Below are 15886 nucleotides of genomic sequence, written 5' to 3' on the forward strand. Positions count from 1 at the left end.
ATACTTGGGTCTGTTGCTTCAGCAAGGAGTAGAAGAGATTTATGTAGACCTCCGAACCTCAGGTGAATAAGTCCAGCTGGCGCGGGGCCAAACCGCCGTCAATCCCAAGCAGGGACTGCAGCTCCTGCGCATTGGGGGTAGCATCGCCGGCGGAATTATTATTGAAGACTACGTAGATTTCACGGCAGGTTTGCTCAAGTTCAATCAGACGGCTCTGCCACTCTATCAATTCTTCGGTGCTGTAACGGTACAGATAGCGCAGCTTGCGCCAATCAGGGTGACTGCTCTGGTTCCAGCCTCCGGTATTGCGGCCGTGCAGCCGCACATAGGTGATATCCGGCGTAGTAGCGACTGGTACAATCGGGATTGAGCCTGAACCAGCCTGCGGCTCATCGGCTACCGTATGAATCCAGCCCTCCTGCTCCAGGAACTGCAGGGTTCTGCTGCGCAGCTCAGGACTGTACCAGGAATCGTTGCGGAATTCGATGGCGGAGGGTACATCCAGCATTCTCTCCTTAATCTCGCGCAAGAATTCCACATTGTCCTTGGTGCAGTCGAACCAGGGCGGGAACTGGAATAGCGTCATAGCCAGCTTGCCTGCCGAACGCACAGGAGCGATGGAGGTATGGAAAGCACGGTACATCTCCTCCGGCGTATCGTAATAATTTTTTTTATTAGCGAGATGTCCGGTCATTCCCTGGTAAGCCTTCACGATGAACTTGAACTGCTCCGGCGTCTGGTTAACCCACTTCACGTAATTTTTGACCGGTTGTACGGCATAGAAAGAACTATCGATCTCAACGATGGAAAAATAAGCGCTATATGCAGAAAGCCGGTCGGCGGGTTTGATTTTGCCATACAGCTCCTCGTGGTCTCCGAAGCCGGTAAGCCCGATCTTAATCATAGAACGCCCTCCTTGTATCAGTCTACTCTATGCCAGTTTCAACACTGGCTATCTCTTATTAAACTGAAAACCCGTCAAAGCAAACAAGGGCATTGATTAATGCCTGAAACTCAGGCAACCTGAAGACAGGAATTGGAGAAAAATTACCGTGAATGAAAAACCCCTAATGGTGCTGTTATCACCAAAAGAGGAAGAGGATATACTTCGGCAGAATGCCTTTTATTCTGCTTACCCTACCCCTTAAGGTATAGCTATGGAAAGGAAGTTGTGTATGGAACATAAGTTTCAGGAGCTAAGTCCGCATATTCTTATCATGCATGCGGAGCATGACACGGACCGCCCGATCCTGGCGGCCATCACCGGCTCACGCCGGACATTGCTGATGGATGCGGGGAATTCCCCCGCCCATGCGGAGCTGTTCCGGGAAGAGCTGGCAAGAAGGGGCTGGCGTCAGCCGGATCTGCTGGCCTTGACGCACTGGCATTGGGACCACACCTTCGGGATGACAGCCGGGAACGTCCCTGTGATTGCGCATGAAGAAACGGCGCGGGTACTTAACCGGCTCGCAGGGCTGAGCGGAAGTGATGAAGAGCTGGAGCGCCTGGTGCAGGAGGGGACCATCAGTGAGGGAAGTGCAGAGCATATCCGCCTGGAATATGGCTCCCCGCGGGTAATTACCGTGTGTACGCCGGATCTTATATTTAACGGAAGCATTACTGTAGATCTGGGCGGAGTCACTTGTGAGCTAAACCATGTAGGCGGTGATCATTCAGACGATTGCTGCGTGCTGCATGTTATAGAAGATAAAGTTCTTTTCCTGGGAGATGCACTGGGACCATCCGTATATGGCGGGCCGCGCCGATACAGCAGCACCGGATTCCTCAAGCTGCTGGAGCGTATCTACGGCTATAAGGCCGCCCTGCTTGTAGAATCACATGGAGTACCAATGACAGAAGAGGAATTCCGCGCAGACCTGGTACCTTGGGAACGTCTTGCCCGGATTGTAGATGTCTTCGGGGATAACCGTGAACGGGTGCTGCTGGAGCTTAAGGCGTATCTTCAGCTGGAGGAGCTGCCGCCGGGTTTATTACGGAGTGTGGAATATTTCCTGGAGGGCGCAAGGTGATACTCCGCAGCCGAAGCCGAGACTAATCCCCAAAAGCAACCACTTGATTCAGCTTCTCCAAGTCATGCGGATTAAGCTTGAGTGTGGATACCGGCACGCCTGTGCCTCCGTAAATAAACGGGTAACGGAAAAGCCCTCTGTCCAGAATATAGGGCAGGGGAAGTACCATGGAAACATTGCCAACGGTAGAGCCGGTTATCTGCTCAACCTCTTTAGGCTTAGCGCTGTACGAATCTGTCTTTCATGATGGAGGATTTCAAACTCCACTTGCTTGGCCTCTAATATTTCTGTTTACTTATCCACGACATTCCATCCTCTCTGGTACCCAAAAAGAATTTCCTCAACAATAACACTACCCCCGTGCTGAGGATTCTCTCCGGGCATGAGGGTAGTTATATTGTTATGAATTTATACGGGTTTGAAATGCGTGATCGCAGAACCACTGGACAAGTGAACGGCATTGCGGCCGTTACGCTTGGAGGTGTAGAGCGCATGATCGGCTTCGGAGAGCAGCTCCTCCAGCGATATATTACTGCGGAAGGCTTCCACTACACCGAAGCTTGCCGTTACATTGATGGACCCGGACAGCGTGTAGAAAGCGCTGCGCTCGATATCCCCGCGGATTTGCTCTGAGATGACCGCCGCCTGCTTCAAGGGAGTATCCGGCAGACATAAGACGAATTCCTCGCCTCCATAACGTCCGAAGATATCCTTTTCCCGCACATGCCGGCTGCATATACCCACTACATGCTGCAATGCCATATCGCCATATTGGTGTCCGTAACGGTCATTGATGCTTTTGAAGAAATCGATATCCAGCAGAATGATCGAAAAGGGGGCGGAGCGTTCGGCCGCTTCCTCCAGCAAGCCCCGGCTCAGTTCCATGAAATGCGTCCTATTATAAATACCGGTAAGACTGTCGATGGTGGCCAGCTGCAGGAGCTTCTCCTGGAGCAGTGTCCGTTCAGTGACATCGATCAGCATAATCATCCGTCCGGCCAGATGCCCGTCATGCTTCTGCACCGGGGAGGAGCGAATCTGGTAATAACGGACATCCTCCCCCATATTCCAGACAAGCTCCTGCTCCTCGCTGTCCCCGGGATTGGAATTCATCACATAATCGACAGCTTCCTTGCCGGCGGGAAGAAACAGCTGTGCCAGTGGCCTGCCGATTGCGGAGGCATCGAGATCCTGCAGCATCCCGGCTGCGGCCCGGTTGTAATCGACAAGCTTGTCCGAGAGGTCCATGACCAGCACGCCGTCCCGCATGCTCTCGAACAGATTCTCGCGGGCAATGGGCGCGGCGGTAAGCATACCCCGGGAGAGAATAGCCCATATATACAGGGTGGACGTTACACTCATGATTACGGGCACGGGGTCCATTCCATACGGGGTCGCATCTATCAGGTAGAGGAATGCGCCCAGCGCAGGCAGAAACTGCCCGATGAAGATGATCACCATCTGCCGCAGGTAAGCCCGCTTCATCCGGTTCCAGCGCCAGAGAATAAGGCACATGCCGGCCAGCATGCAGCCGAAGGTCAGACTGCCTTGCACGATATACCAGGGCCCCATAACGATATCGATTAGCGGCGTAGGGGCACCTTCCCGGAAATGCATGGATTGATAGAACAGGTGATGGGACTCGTTGGTCCATACGAGCATAGTAGAGATCACGGGCACCGAATACAGGACGGTCAGCAGTTTTTTGGAAATCAGCCGCTCCAGACCTACGAAGTGCATAATCATCAGCAAACTGGAGGGGGCGATATAGGGCATACCGAGGTACTCCAGCTTAACCCACAACGCAATTTCCTGCATGGTGCTGCCGGAGAGTTCCAGCGCGAACCCGAAGGTATATATCGCCGAAGCAGCTGAGCTTACAATGAAAGCTTTTAGACCGGAGAAATCTGTCTTCCTATAATAGGCAAACAGCGCCAGCAATGCGCTCAGCACACCTGAGATCGAGACGATGACTATATAGTTGGAAATCATGGATTCCATGGGTAGCGCCTCCATGTGTAGGAATAGGCTTTGAACATTGGCTCAAGGTCTCCTCTATAAGAGTAGATATAGTTAAATGATATCACACAACTGCATAGATAACAGTTGGCAGGAATCCGGCAACAGAGGGTGAGAATACATACTAACTTTATCGGCACAATTCTAGATTATTAACAATACAAACGGGCTCCTGGACAAAATGACGGAATTTCTCAGAGTCCATTTTACGATTTGTCTAATGTGGGTCTGCAGAGCAAAGTGTAAGATGTTAGTTAATCGAACACGGAATAAGAAAAAAGGCGTTTTTTCAAAACATATGTGTTATGTTATTTAACATACAATAGATTCAGGGATGAAGGGGGAGCTGGGAATGTCATTAGTAGCGACGAAAATTCCTGAAATACAGCTGGAGAGCGTCGAGATGCGGTATCGGACGGAAGCGGCTGACGTGCTTGCGCTGCATCAGGTAAGTCTTGATATTGCCAAAGGAGAGTTCGTGTCCCTGCTGGGGCCTTCCGGATGCGGTAAAACCACACTGCTGAGACTGATGGCAGATCTTATAACACCAACAGCCGGAAATATCATGGTGGCCGGGAAGACGGCGAAGGAAGCACGGCTGGCACAAAAGTATGGGATTGTCTTTCAGAGTCCGGTGCTGTATGACTGGCGGAAGGTCAAACATAATATTACGCTGCCGCTGGAGCTGATGGGCGTTAAGAAATCGGTCCGCGAGGATAAAGCGCTGGAACTGCTGGATCTCGTGGGATTGCAGGGGTTCGCTGATAAATATCCCTGGCAGCTGAGCGGAGGGATGCAGCAGCGCGTAGCCATCGCCAGAGCACTCTCGATGGAGCCGGAAATTCTGCTCATGGATGAACCCTTCTCTGCGCTGGACGAATTTACCCGCGAACGCCTGAATGAAGAGCTTCTCTCCGTCTGGAGCAAGGTCCAGAGCACGATTGTATTCGTCACTCATAGCATCCCTGAATCCATCTTCCTGTCAGACAGAGTATTCGTGCTATCCCCGCATCCGGGAAGACTGTCTGCGATTGTTGATATTCCGCTGCCGCGCCCGCGGACGGCGGAGATGAGAAACAGTCCTGAGTTTTTTGAACTGATCGCCCGCATCCGCGACAGCTTCGAAGGGGTGTAGGCATGAAGCAGAACAGTGCGTTTATGCGGGAGCGCGTGCTGCCGCTGTTCGTCTGGATCTTTGGTTTGCTGGTGGTCTGGGAGGCTGTCTCATGGTGGCTGCTGAACGTAGCGAAGACGCCGCTGGCCCAGTCCAAGCTGCCTTATGTTCATGAAGTGGCCGCAACCCTCTGGAAGTATAGCGGGACGCTCCTGAAAGAGGGCGGGGCCACCTTCGGCAACGCTGGTGTCGGATTTCTGATCGGAGCGCTGGCCGGGGTCATTCTGGCAGTGCTGATGAGCCTGTCGAAGACAATAGAACAGCTTGCCTTCCCTTATGCCATTGCTTCGCAGATGATTCCAATCCTTGGCCTGGCGCCGATTATCTACGGCATTGTACGCGACGAGCAGGTGTCGCGGATTATTATATCCGGGTATATCACCTTTTTCCCAGTGGCGCTTAACATGCTGCGCGGACTGCGCAGTGTGGATCTATCCGCACTGGAGCTGATGCATTCCTATGCCGCTAAGCCTTGGGCGGTCTATTGGAAGCTGCGTTTCCCCGCAGCGCTGCCGGGTCTGTTCAGCGGCCTGAAGATTGCTGCACCGCTGGCTGTAACGGGAGCTATTCTCGTTGAGCTGATGGGTGCGCAGCACGGCATCGGTGTAATTATGCTCCGCAATCTCTACTACGGCCCTTCTCATACGTATATGTTCTGGTCCACGGTACTGGTCGGCGCCCTGCTCGGCATGGCAAGCTACTGGCTGATGAGCCTGGCCGAGCGTCTGGTGGCGCCATGGCAGCCGGAATTCCGTCCCAAAGGAGGGAGCCGCTGATGGCAAGCAATTCTGTACGCGATATCCCATTCATTACTTCTGCCGGCGCGGAGGCGGGTTCTGCTCCGAATTCGGCGTCTAACAACGGAACTTCATCAGAACCAGGGAAGCATAAGAATTCCCGCCGTCCCTTGCGGCGGCTGAATCCCGGAATCATCCTTCCCCTCCTGGCCGGGGTGATATTCCTGGTGTTGTGGGAATATCAAGTGTTTCACCGAATCTTCGATTTGAAGAAATATCAGCTGCCGCTGCCCTCGGCCATAGCTGAAGCTATGCGGGATAACTTCAGCCTGCTGCTCTCTTACACCGGATACACTCTCGCAGAAGCCGTCCTTGGCATGCTGATTGGTTCAGCCTGCGGCTTCCTCATTGCACTGGCCGCAACGGCCTGGCCCCGCTGGGGCGGGGGCAGCCTGACAATGGTAGCTGCGCTGAATGCCGTGCCGATCGTGGCGCTTGCCCCGATCATGAACCTGTGGTTCGGTGACGGCATCGGCTCACGGGCCGCTATTGTTACTGCGACCACGATGGCGGCTATGGCCATTAATGCCTACAAAGGCATGGCGGCTGTTGATCCACTGGCTCTTGATCTGATGCATTCTTATGCAGCGGACAAACCGGCGGTATTCCGCTATCTGCGGATTCAGAACAGCCTGCCCTATGTATTCACGGCGCTGAAGATCAACGCTACGGCGAGTATGATTGGAGCCATTGTCGGGGAGTTCTTCTTCTCCTCGCGGGGACTCGGCTATCTGCTCTCCAACTCCATTAAGGTGGCCAAAATGCCGCTGGGCTGGTCCTGCATTGTGCTGGCAGCCATTGCCGGAGTGATCTTTTACCTGGCCGTTGAACGGCTGGAGAAGGTATTCATCAAGTGGCATCCCTCCCAGCGTGCGTAACACCTGCAACAACCGTAACACCCTGTACCTGTTACATCCGGCTTCTGCGCTGACGGGATATAGAGAAGCTGTCAACGCATGACCGTATGCATAGAGCACCACGATGGCAACCATGCTGTGTTTGGCCGGATTACAAAACTCAATTTGGTAGGGGGAGTTGCTGAGATGAACGGTAAAAAAAGCAAATTTCGTGGCGGGTTAATGATGGCGGCGGTTATTATGATGATTTCACTGCTGGCAGGCTGCGGCGGCAATAACAATACTGCCCCGGCGGCAGAGGCGACAGCGGGCAATGCGGCTGCGGCTTCACCGGAAGCGGCGGCAACTACAGAACCGGCGGCGGATCCGGTTACCGTGAAGCTGCAGCTCAAGTGGGTACCACAGGCACAGTTCGCCGGTTACTTCTTAGCTCAGGACAAAGGCTATTATGCAGAAGAAGGGCTGAATGTCGAGATTCTGCCCGGCGGTCCGGATATCGTGCCGGAGCAGCAGGTGGCCGGCGGTTCGGCGGACATCGGCGTAGACTGGGTGGCGAGTCTGCTGACCAGCCAGGAGCAGGAAATGCCGCTGGTGCAGATCGCCCAGATCTTCCAGAAGAGCGGCCTGGTGCTGGTATCCAAGAAGGACGCGGGTATCGCTACACCGGCTGACCTGAAAGGCAAGAAGGTCGGCAACTGGATGGGCGGCAATGAATTTGAGATTCTGGCACTCTTTGATAAATACAAACTGGATTCTAATAAAGATCTGAACTTCACCAAGCAGGGCTTCACCATGGACCAATTCCTCGGCGGTGAGATTGATGCAGCTTCGGCCATGACCTACAACGAATATCAGGTGGTGCTGGAATCAGGTATTAAGGCAGAGGACCTGAGTGTAATCGACATGAATGACGAGGGTGTGGCGATGCTCGAAGACAACCTGTTCGCCAACAAGGACTGGCTGGAAGCCAATAAGGAGACGGCAGCCAAGTTCGTCCGTGCTTCTCTCAAAGGCTGGGCAGATGCGATAGCCGATCCAGAAGCGGCTGTGGACAGTGTAATGAAGCTTGCGGAAGAAGGCAGTACGTCCCGCGAGCATCAGCTGACCATGATGACTGAAGTTGCCAAGCTGATTCAGCCGGAGGGCTTCGATGCTTCCAAGATGGGGTATACGGATGCAGCGGCATTCCAGCAGACAGCTGATATTGCGCTCAAATTCGGTGTAATCAAGACAGCATCTGATGTGAATGCAGCCTATACGAACGAAATTGTTGAGATGGCGGCAAAATAACCAAATTCCTTCCTATATATAGTGAGTTTAAGAATCAGCAGGGCATCATTCTTAAGTTCAGCTTATATAGCTATAATAGATGGCCGCCCGGGCACGGCGGTCATCTATTATAATAAGCAGCCCAGAATATGGAAAGAGGTGCAGACTATGTCTCTGCTCGTGGGGCAGGCCGGTAAAGTGAAGAACTATGTGAATGGTGCTTGGGTGGAATCCTCATCCGGGCAGGAAGAGGAAGTATTCAATCCGGCAACGGGCGAAGTGATTGCTTATGTGCCGATCTCCAGCCGTACAGAGCTGAACGTTGCTGTGCAGGCAGCTTCAGTGGCCTATGCATCGTGGAAAAGAGTAGCTGTTCCTCGCCGGGCCCGCTATTTCTTCCAGTACCAGCAGCTGCTGGTACAGCACTGGAAAGAGCTGGCGGAGCTGATCACGCTGGAGAACGGCAAAAGCCTGGAGGAGGCGCTGGGCGAAGTGCAGCGCGGCATCGAATGTGTGGAATTTGCTGCAGGCATTCCCACACTGATGATGGGCAGCCAGCTGCCGGATATCGCCACGGGCGTGGAATCCGGGATGTACCGCTACCCGCTGGGGGTAATCGGCGGCATTGCCCCGTTCAACTTCCCGATGATGGTGCCCTGCTGGATGTTCCCGCTGGCCATTGCCTGCGGCAATACCTTTGTGCTGAAGCCCTCCGAGCGGACGCCGCTCCTTGTGGGCCGGCTGACAGAGCTGTTCGCTGAGGCGGGATTTCCGCCGGGCGTACTGAATGTCGTGCATGGTACACATGAGGTGGTGAACGGCCTGCTGGAGCATGAAGAGGTGAAGGCAATTTCCTTCGTCGGCTCGCAGCCGGTGGCGGAATATGTATATAAGCATGGCACAGCCCACGGCAAGCGGGTCCAGGCGCTGGCCGGGGCCAAGAATCATTCGATTGTGCTGCCCGATGCGGATCTCGACAATGCGGTAAAGAACATCATTTCCGCAGCCTTCGGCTCGGCGGGTGAGCGCTGTATGGCCTGTTCGGTGGTCACGGTGCATGAGGCAATCGCGGACGAACTGGTGATCCGTCTGAAGGAGGCGGCCGACGGGCTAAAGATCGGGGACGGCAAGGAAGACGGCGTGTTCCTGGGGCCGGTTATCCGGCAGTCGAACAAGGACCGGACGATAGCCTACATCGAGACCGGGCTTGCCGAGCAGGCTGAACTGGTGCGGGACGGCCGGAAGGACGCTGCAGCAACAGGCGGCGGCTATTTCATCGGCCCGACGATCTTTGATCATGTGCAGACGGGCATGACGATATGGCGTGATGAAATCTTCGCGCCCCTGCTGTCTGTAGTGCGGGTTAAGGATCTGGCGGAGGCGATAGCCGTCACGAACGAGTCGCCTTTTGCCAATGGAGCCTGCATCTATACCGATAGTGCCAAGGCGATCCGTGAGTTCCGCGAAGAAATTGATGCCGGGATGCTGGGGGTCAATCTGGGCGTACCTGCCCCGATGGCGTTCTTCCCGTTCTCAGGCTATAAGAAGTCGTTCTATGGAGATCTGCATGCTAACGGCCGGGACGGCGTTGAATTCTACACCCGCAAGAAAATGGTCACCGCGCGTTATTAGTTGATTCGTTCAAATATCAAATGGGATTTTCGAGAGGAGAGAGTGCCGTGCAGAGCCTGGGCAAAGAAAGCGAGCAGTTGCTCAAGAAGGATCAGCAGTATCTATGGCATAATATTACGCCATACAGCGAGAAGAACCCGCCGATGATTGCCGCATCCGCAAGCGGTTCATGGGTTACCGATATCGATGGCAACAAATTTCTGGACGGGATGTCCGGGCTATGGTGTGTGAATGTCGGGTACGGGCGTAAGGAGCTGGCGGAAGCGGCCTATAATCAGCTGCTGACGCTGCCGTATTTCCCGCTGACACAGAGCCATATGCCGGCGATCGCTCTGGCGGAGAAGCTGAACGAATGGCTGGAGGATGATTATGTCATCTTCTTCTCCAACAGCGGCTCGGAAGCCAATGAAGCTGCCTTCAAAATCGCCCGCCAGTACCAGCAGCAGATTGGCCAGCATTACCGTCATAAATTCATTGCCCGTTACCGCGGATATCACGGAAGCTCGATGGGCTCCCTGTCGGCCACCGGCCAGGCACAGCGCAAATACAAATATGAGCCGCTCAGCGGCGGATTCCTGCATGTGGCTCCGCCTGACAGCTACCGCCGTCCTGAGGGGATGACCGAGGAAGCGTTCAACCTTCAGAATGCACAGGCTATTGAGGATATGATCATCTGGGAGGGCGTAGAGTCGGTCGCGGCGGTGATTATGGAGCCGGTCATTACCGGCGGCGGCGTGATTGTGCCGCATCAGGTCTACCTGGACAGGGTGCAGGAGATTTGCCGTACCCACGGTGTGCTGCTGATCATCGATGAAGTGATCTGCGGCTTCGGACGGTCCGGCCGTAAGTTCGGCCACCACAACTTCGGAATCAAGCCGGATATTGTCACGATGGCCAAGGGGCTGACAAGCGCCTACCTGCCTTTGTCGGCCACGGCGGTACGCAAGGAGATCTATGAGGCCTTCAAGGATAGCAGCGATGACTACGGCCACTTCCGTCATGTGAATACCTTCGGCGGCAATCCGGCTGCCTGTGCGCTCGCGCTGCGTAACCTGGAGATTCTGGAGCAGGAGAATCTGGTGGAGCGCGCCGCCATTCTGGGCAAAAGGCTGTCCGATGAATTCGCTAGTCTCCAGGATCACAAGCTGGTAGGTGACATCCGCAGCTTCGGGCTGGTGATAGGCATCGAGCTGGTTGCGGATAAAGCCACCAAACAGCCTGTTGACCTCAGCATCGTCAAGGGTATTATCGCGGAATGCAAATCCAAGGGGCTGATCATCGGCAAGAACGGGGATACGGTAGCGGGCTTCAATAATGTCCTCACGTTCGCTCCTCCTTTATCCTCCACCGATGAGGATATTCAGTTCATTATCGACACCTTCAAAGCTGTGCTGAACGGGAGCTGGGCAAACTGAACTTCTCCGGGTACAGGAACTGGTAAGCCCGCAGGGCCACCTGAATGGAGATTCGGTTCTCCGGAAGCATGAAGTCCTCGCCGAGCAGCTCGGTGATTTTGTCCAGCCGGTAGTAGAGGGATTGCCGTACAATGAACAGATTCCGCGCGGCAATCTGCTTGGAGCCGTCATGGTCGAGGTAGACGCGCAGTGTCAGCATCAGTTCGCTGCCCTTGGCCTCATCGTGGTCGATCAGCGGGCCGAGATAGCTGCGGATGAAATTCTCCAGCGTCTTGCCGTCGTTCAGGCTCAGCAGCAGCTGGAAGACGCCGAGTTCTTCATAGAACAGAATGGACTTCTGGTAACAAGAATAGAGAGACAGCGCTTGTACGGCTTCCTGGTATCCGGCATGGGCATGCTTCAGACCTCTGTGGGACTTGCTGACTCCGGTAACGAGCTGCAGGTCCTTCAGCTTCTCGTCCGAGCGGATATGCTGCAGGGAGTCGAGCGCCTGCTGCAGCCGCAGCTTGCCGGGCAGCTTGGATTGGATGTCCAGGGCGATGACGGTCAGCCGGTTATTCTTCAGTGTAATCAGCGGACGGAGGGAGTACTTCTCGAAGATCGAGCGCAGAATGAGCGAGAGATGGAAGGTGATCGATTCCCAGTCATTCTCCGAGCTGTTCCATTTGACGTCACGCGGGTTCTCAATCTCGATCAGGCATACGCGGTACGGCAGCTCGTTAACCACGTTGAAATCGGGTCCGACCAGCCCTTTGATCCGGTTATCATCCTGGCCGCGGCCGCTAACGAGCTCATCCACCCATAGATTCTCGGAGAAAAGCTTCCGTTCCTCCATATACCGCGTGCGCAGCAGCTCCTGGGCGATCGACAGGGAGGCCGAATCGAGCAGCAGGCAGTCGAATTCCTGCGGCTTGTGATTGCAGACCATCAGGATATAGGCCCAGGTCTGGTCTAAGGCTCCGACTGGCTTCAGGGCAATGGTCTTATGGCCGTACTCACGGATATGCGGTGCGGCATCCGGTTGAACGCCCTCCATTTCTTCGCTGAAGGTCTCGAAGAAATTCAGCAGCGGCTGTTGCTCCTCGGGCGGCAGGGCCGGGAAGAAGAGGGGTTTACCTTGAATCTGCATATAGACAATCTGCGTGCGGGTGCTTTTGCATAGTAACTGCAATACCTTAAGGGTCCCCTGGGAGGTCAGCGTCAGACGGTGGAATTCGCGGGAGATGCTCTCCAGCTCCTGCAGCATGCGGTGATGGCGGTTGATGATGAGGGAATGCAGATCGAGCGTGATATCTACAAAACGTACAGTGCGGGTAAACTGGATCAGCGGGAAGTCGTGACGGCCCGCCAGATCAATCATTTCCTGCGGGATCGAGCTGAAATACGCTCCAAGCTCAATGCATAAACAGGCAGCGTTCTTATCGATCAAATTCTGCATAAAAGATAATGAAGCGGCTAAATCAGTGCTTGCACTCATCCCGGTGGTCAGAATCATCTCTTCTCCGTGAATCAGGCTGTCGAAGCTTGAGCTCTCCAGCACATGCACCCAGCGGACCGCCCGGTTCAGGCCGTTTCTTCCTCCAATCAGCTCGGCTTCCGCAAACAGCGGTCTCTTCAGTGCATCGCGGATCGTAAATACAAGTTCCCAATCCATAAGCTTCCCCCTCGCTTGAACGTATATCTTGCAGCCCGCCTGCGCGGCTTCCTCATTCTCAGCACATTCTCACAGGTAAAAAATAGAGTTTTGAAATTAGACAATGTGTCTAATGTAACGAAAAATCGAATTGACTATAGTTTTAATATAATATGTCAGGAAATATGACTCAATATTTAATTTTACGGTGTTGATGTTGGCTTAGAGTTTATTTTACTACAATAATCCTGATAAGTAAGTAAAATATTAAGGCAATCATCGTAATAATGTTATATTATATAACACAAACCTGATTCGAATACGGAAGCTATCATACAGAAGGAGGGATAACCGATGGAGCAGGCTTCACCGTTAACATTCACACCTGAACTATTCATACGTAATTTTGCCGAGGCTGAGCCGGGACTTACCCGCAAAGGTGCAATCGAGGAATCCAACCGCTGCCTGTATTGTTATGATGCCCCTTGTATCAAGGCCTGTCCGACCAGCATTAATATCCCTTCCTTCATCAAAAGAATCGCCACCGATAACCTGAAGGGGTCGGCGCAGACGATTATGGATTCCAATCCGGTAGGTGCCAGCTGCGCCCGCGTATGCCCTACTGAAGAGCTGTGCGAGGGTGCCTGTGTCCTGAATGACGCTTCGGCGCCGATTCAGATTGGCCTGCTGCAGCGTTACGCTACTGACTGGGCGATCAGCAGCGGCGTTCAATTATTCAAGGCAGGTGTCCCCAACGGTAAAAAAGTCGCCGTGATCGGCGGCGGACCGGCCGGGCTGTCTGCAGCCAGAGAGCTGGCGCGGGAAGGCTTCCAGGTGGTGATCTATGAAGCGAAGCAGCTGGCAGGAGGCCTCGATACGCACGGGATCGTATCCTTCCGGCTACCGCAGTCTATCTCCCTGTGGGAAGTAGAGCAGGTAGAGAAGCTGGGTGTAGAGATCCGCACCGGAATGAAGGTCGGAGTGGATATCTCTGTAGAAGAGCTGCAGGCCGGGTATGATGCTATTGTGCTGGCTGCAGGCATGGGCTATGTCCCTCCGCTGGGCATCGAGGGCGAGAAGCTGTCCGGTGTCTATGATGCGATAGAGCTGGTGGAAACCACGAAGACCGGGATTCCTACCCTGGAGCTGATGGGCCGGCGCGTTGCTGTCATTGGTGCAGGCAACACGGCAATTGATGCGGCTACCTGCTCCGTGCGGCTTGGCGCAGCGAACGTGAAGATGGTCTACCGCCGGACCCGTACGGAGATGACGGCCTATGACTTCGAATATGAATTCGCTAAGCAGGAAGGCGTGGAGTTCAGCTGGCTGACCCTGCCGAAGCGGATTGTCGGGGACGGGCTTGGGAATGTTACCGGGCTGGAATGTGTGCAGATGAAGCTGACGGGTGAGACAGGTCCGGATGGCCGCCTTGCTCCGATGCCGGTGGAGGGCTCAGAATTCATCCTGCCCGTGGACGCTGTAGTTGTGGCGATCGGGCAGAAGCGGCGGATTGACCTCATTGAAGCGCTGGGCTTGGAGCATCACCGGGGTGTAGTGAAGATTGACGGGGCAACCGGGCGTACCTCTGATCCGCAGATCTATGCTGCCGGTGATATCGTCTTCGGTTCCGGTGCAGGTGAAGCGATGGTTGTCTCCGCCGCCCAGCAGGGCAAGGATGCCGCCTATGCGATTGTGAAGCAAATGTCGGGCCATCAGGACAGTGTGGTTGGCTCTGCGGTATAGATTTCATAAGACAGGGAGGGAATATCAATGGCAGATCTCAGTATTGATTTTGCAGGAATCAAGTCACCGAATCCGTTCTGGCTGGCCTCTGCGCCGCCTACCAATACAGGTTATCAGGTGCAGCGTGCCTTCGAAGCGGGCTGGGGCGGTGCGGTGTGGAAAACGCTGGGCGAGCCGGTCATTAACACCTCCTCGCGGTTTGCTGCCGTTCATTTTAACGGGCAGCGTGTAGCTGGCTTCAACAATATCGAGCTCATTACCGACCGTCCGCTGGAGGTTAACCTCAAGGAAATCTATGAGACGAAGAAGAGATTCCCGAACAATACGATTATCGCTTCGCTGATGGTCGAGCCCAAGCAGGAGAAATGGCATGAAATCGTCAAGCGCGTCGAAGCGGTCGGCGTAGACGGCCTTGAGCTCAACTTCGGCTGTCCGCATGGGATGGCCGAGCGTGGAATGGGCGCAGCCTCCGGCCAGCAGCCCGATCTGGTGCAGGCGCAGACCGCCTGGGTCAAGGAAGTGGCGACAACACCGGTCATTGTGAAGCTGACGCCGAATATCACCGACATTACGGTCGTAGCCCGGCATGCCGTCAAGGGCGGCGCGGATGCAATCAGCCTGATCAATACGATCAACAGTCTGGCCGGAGTGGATATTCACAGCTGGAACACGATCCCGAATGTCGGCGGACAGGGTGCACACGGCGGCTACTGCGGTCCGGCAGTGAAGCCGATTGCCCTCAGCATGGTGGCGGAATGCGCCCGCGACCGCGCAGTCGGTGTTCCGATTTCAGGAATCGGCGGCATCTCCACCTGGCAGGATGTCGTAGAGTTCATGCTGATGGGCTCCACCGGCATTCAGGTGTGTACGGCGGTTATGCATCATGGCTTCCGGATTGTGGAGGAGATGATCGACGGCCTGAATAATTACCTGGATGAGAAGGGCCTGGCCTCTGTGATGGAGCTGATCGGCAAATCGGTGCCCAAGTATTCCAACTGGGGCGATCTCGACCTTAACTATAAAGTGGTTGCGCGGATTAACGAGGATAACTGCATTAACTGCAATAAATGCCATATCGCCTGCGAGGACGCTTCGCATCAATGTATCGACATGCTTACGAATGCCGAAGGCAAGGCGATTCTGCAGGTGCGTGAGGAAGATTGTGTAGGCTGTAATCTGTGTTCGATTGTCTGCCCGGCAGAGGGTGCGATTGATATGGTTGCACTGGATAGCGGAGCGGCCCCGATGACCTGGAATCAGCGTAATCAGGTCATTAGCGGATTAAACGGTTCTTATTCGGAAGTGGAGGTGGGTTAA

12 protein-coding genes and 1 pseudogene are annotated in these 15886 nt (G+C 54.5%); 9 read left to right on the forward strand and 4 right to left on the reverse strand.

Features of this window, described 5'->3' with window-relative positions:
- Positions 1 to 58: 58 nt before the first annotated feature.
- On the reverse strand, positions 59 to 904 hold the full coding sequence (locus MKZ24_RS06365) for a DUF72 domain-containing protein (protein ID WP_340781752.1): 846 nt from the start codon (positions 902 to 904) through the stop codon (positions 59 to 61).
- A gap of 271 nt (positions 905 to 1175) precedes the next feature.
- Between MKZ24_RS06365 and MKZ24_RS06370 the strand changes: the two genes are divergently transcribed.
- Positions 1176 to 2030: an MBL fold metallo-hydrolase gene (locus tag MKZ24_RS06370; protein WP_340781753.1), complete on the forward strand. Its 855-nt coding sequence runs from the start codon at positions 1176 to 1178 to the stop codon at positions 2028 to 2030.
- 22 nt (positions 2031 to 2052) lie between these two features.
- Here the strand turns inward: MKZ24_RS06370 and MKZ24_RS06375 are convergent.
- A pseudogene (locus MKZ24_RS06375) lies at positions 2053 to 2241 on the reverse strand (hypothetical protein); the annotation flags it as partial.
- A 197-nt stretch (positions 2242 to 2438) separates the two neighbouring features.
- Positions 2439 to 4031, reverse strand: coding sequence for a histidine kinase N-terminal 7TM domain-containing diguanylate cyclase (locus tag MKZ24_RS06380; RefSeq protein WP_042240527.1), 1593 nt, complete (start codon positions 4029 to 4031; stop codon positions 2439 to 2441).
- A gap of 370 nt (positions 4032 to 4401) precedes the next feature.
- Between MKZ24_RS06380 and MKZ24_RS06385 the strand changes: the two genes are divergently transcribed.
- The 6 genes from MKZ24_RS06385 to MKZ24_RS06410 all read left to right on the forward strand — a co-directional run bounded on the left by MKZ24_RS06385 (position 4402) and on the right by MKZ24_RS06410 (position 11193).
- Positions 4402 to 5184 carry an ABC transporter ATP-binding protein gene (locus MKZ24_RS06385; RefSeq protein ID WP_340781754.1) on the forward strand — a complete coding sequence of 261 codons (783 nt, stop codon included), beginning with the start codon at positions 4402 to 4404 and terminating at the stop codon, positions 5182 to 5184.
- Positions 5185 to 5186: 2 nt separating this feature from the next.
- Entirely contained in the window at positions 5187 to 5999 is an 813-nt protein-coding gene (locus tag MKZ24_RS06390) for an ABC transporter permease (RefSeq protein ID WP_042240520.1), read from the forward strand.
- Positions 5999 to 6898 carry an ABC transporter permease gene (locus tag MKZ24_RS06395; protein ID WP_340781755.1) on the forward strand — a complete coding sequence of 300 codons (900 nt, stop codon included), beginning with the start codon at positions 5999 to 6001 and terminating at the stop codon, positions 6896 to 6898. The genes MKZ24_RS06390 and MKZ24_RS06395 overlap by 1 nt, the downstream gene beginning before the upstream one ends.
- Before the next feature lie 165 nt (positions 6899 to 7063).
- Positions 7064 to 8167 carry an ABC transporter substrate-binding protein gene (locus MKZ24_RS06400; protein WP_340781756.1) on the forward strand — a complete coding sequence of 368 codons (1104 nt, stop codon included), beginning with the start codon at positions 7064 to 7066 and terminating at the stop codon, positions 8165 to 8167.
- Between the two features lie 147 nt (positions 8168 to 8314).
- Complete coding sequence (locus tag MKZ24_RS06405; RefSeq protein WP_340781757.1) at positions 8315 to 9778, forward strand: CoA-acylating methylmalonate-semialdehyde dehydrogenase; 1464 nt, start codon at positions 8315 to 8317, stop codon at positions 9776 to 9778.
- Positions 9779 to 9825: 47 nt separating this feature from the next.
- Positions 9826 to 11193, forward strand: coding sequence for an aspartate aminotransferase family protein (locus MKZ24_RS06410; protein ID WP_231637743.1), 1368 nt, complete (start codon positions 9826 to 9828; stop codon positions 11191 to 11193).
- Here MKZ24_RS06410 and MKZ24_RS06415 read toward each other — a convergent pair.
- Positions 11159 to 12847: a PucR family transcriptional regulator gene (locus MKZ24_RS06415; protein ID WP_042240511.1), complete on the reverse strand. Its 1689-nt coding sequence runs from the start codon at positions 12845 to 12847 to the stop codon at positions 11159 to 11161. The two genes, MKZ24_RS06410 and MKZ24_RS06415, sit on opposite strands and share 35 nt — an antisense overlap.
- Before the next feature lie 333 nt (positions 12848 to 13180).
- Here MKZ24_RS06415 and MKZ24_RS06420 point away from each other — a divergent pair, with 333 nt between their 5' ends.
- Together MKZ24_RS06420 and preA are read left to right on the forward strand one after the other, a co-directional pair.
- Positions 13181 to 14569 (forward strand): NAD(P)-dependent oxidoreductase, encoded by a 1389-nt coding sequence (locus MKZ24_RS06420; RefSeq protein WP_340781758.1) that lies wholly within the window; start codon positions 13181 to 13183, stop codon positions 14567 to 14569.
- A 27-nt stretch (positions 14570 to 14596) separates the two neighbouring features.
- Positions 14597 to 15886: an NAD-dependent dihydropyrimidine dehydrogenase subunit PreA gene (gene preA / locus MKZ24_RS06425; RefSeq protein WP_042240504.1), complete on the forward strand. Its 1290-nt coding sequence runs from the start codon at positions 14597 to 14599 to the stop codon at positions 15884 to 15886.

Origin of the sequence: Paenibacillus sp. FSL R7-0297 (assembly GCF_038009025.1) — a bacterium.
Classification (GTDB): Bacteria; Bacillota; Bacilli; order Paenibacillales; family Paenibacillaceae; genus Paenibacillus_AQ.

Coding starts and splice junctions, on each gene's coding strand:
- MKZ24_RS06365 (WP_340781752.1), bottom strand. CDS start 904: ATGATTAAGATCGGGCTTACCGGCTTCGGAGACCACGAGGAGCTGTAT.
- MKZ24_RS06370 (WP_340781753.1), top strand. CDS start 1,176: ATGGAACATAAGTTTCAGGAGCTAAGTCCGCATATTCTTATCATGCAT.
- MKZ24_RS06380 (WP_042240527.1), bottom strand. CDS start 4,031: ATGGAATCCATGATTTCCAACTATATAGTCATCGTCTCGATCTCAGGT.
- MKZ24_RS06385 (WP_340781754.1), top strand. CDS start 4,402: ATGTCATTAGTAGCGACGAAAATTCCTGAAATACAGCTGGAGAGCGTC.
- MKZ24_RS06390 (WP_042240520.1), top strand. CDS start 5,187: ATGAAGCAGAACAGTGCGTTTATGCGGGAGCGCGTGCTGCCGCTGTTC.
- MKZ24_RS06395 (WP_340781755.1), top strand. CDS start 5,999: ATGGCAAGCAATTCTGTACGCGATATCCCATTCATTACTTCTGCCGGC.
- MKZ24_RS06400 (WP_340781756.1), top strand. CDS start 7,064: ATGAACGGTAAAAAAAGCAAATTTCGTGGCGGGTTAATGATGGCGGCG.
- MKZ24_RS06405 (WP_340781757.1), top strand. CDS start 8,315: ATGTCTCTGCTCGTGGGGCAGGCCGGTAAAGTGAAGAACTATGTGAAT.
- MKZ24_RS06415 (WP_042240511.1), bottom strand. CDS start 12,847: ATGGATTGGGAACTTGTATTTACGATCCGCGATGCACTGAAGAGACCG.
- MKZ24_RS06420 (WP_340781758.1), top strand. CDS start 13,181: ATGGAGCAGGCTTCACCGTTAACATTCACACCTGAACTATTCATACGT.
- preA (WP_042240504.1), top strand. CDS start 14,597: ATGGCAGATCTCAGTATTGATTTTGCAGGAATCAAGTCACCGAATCCG.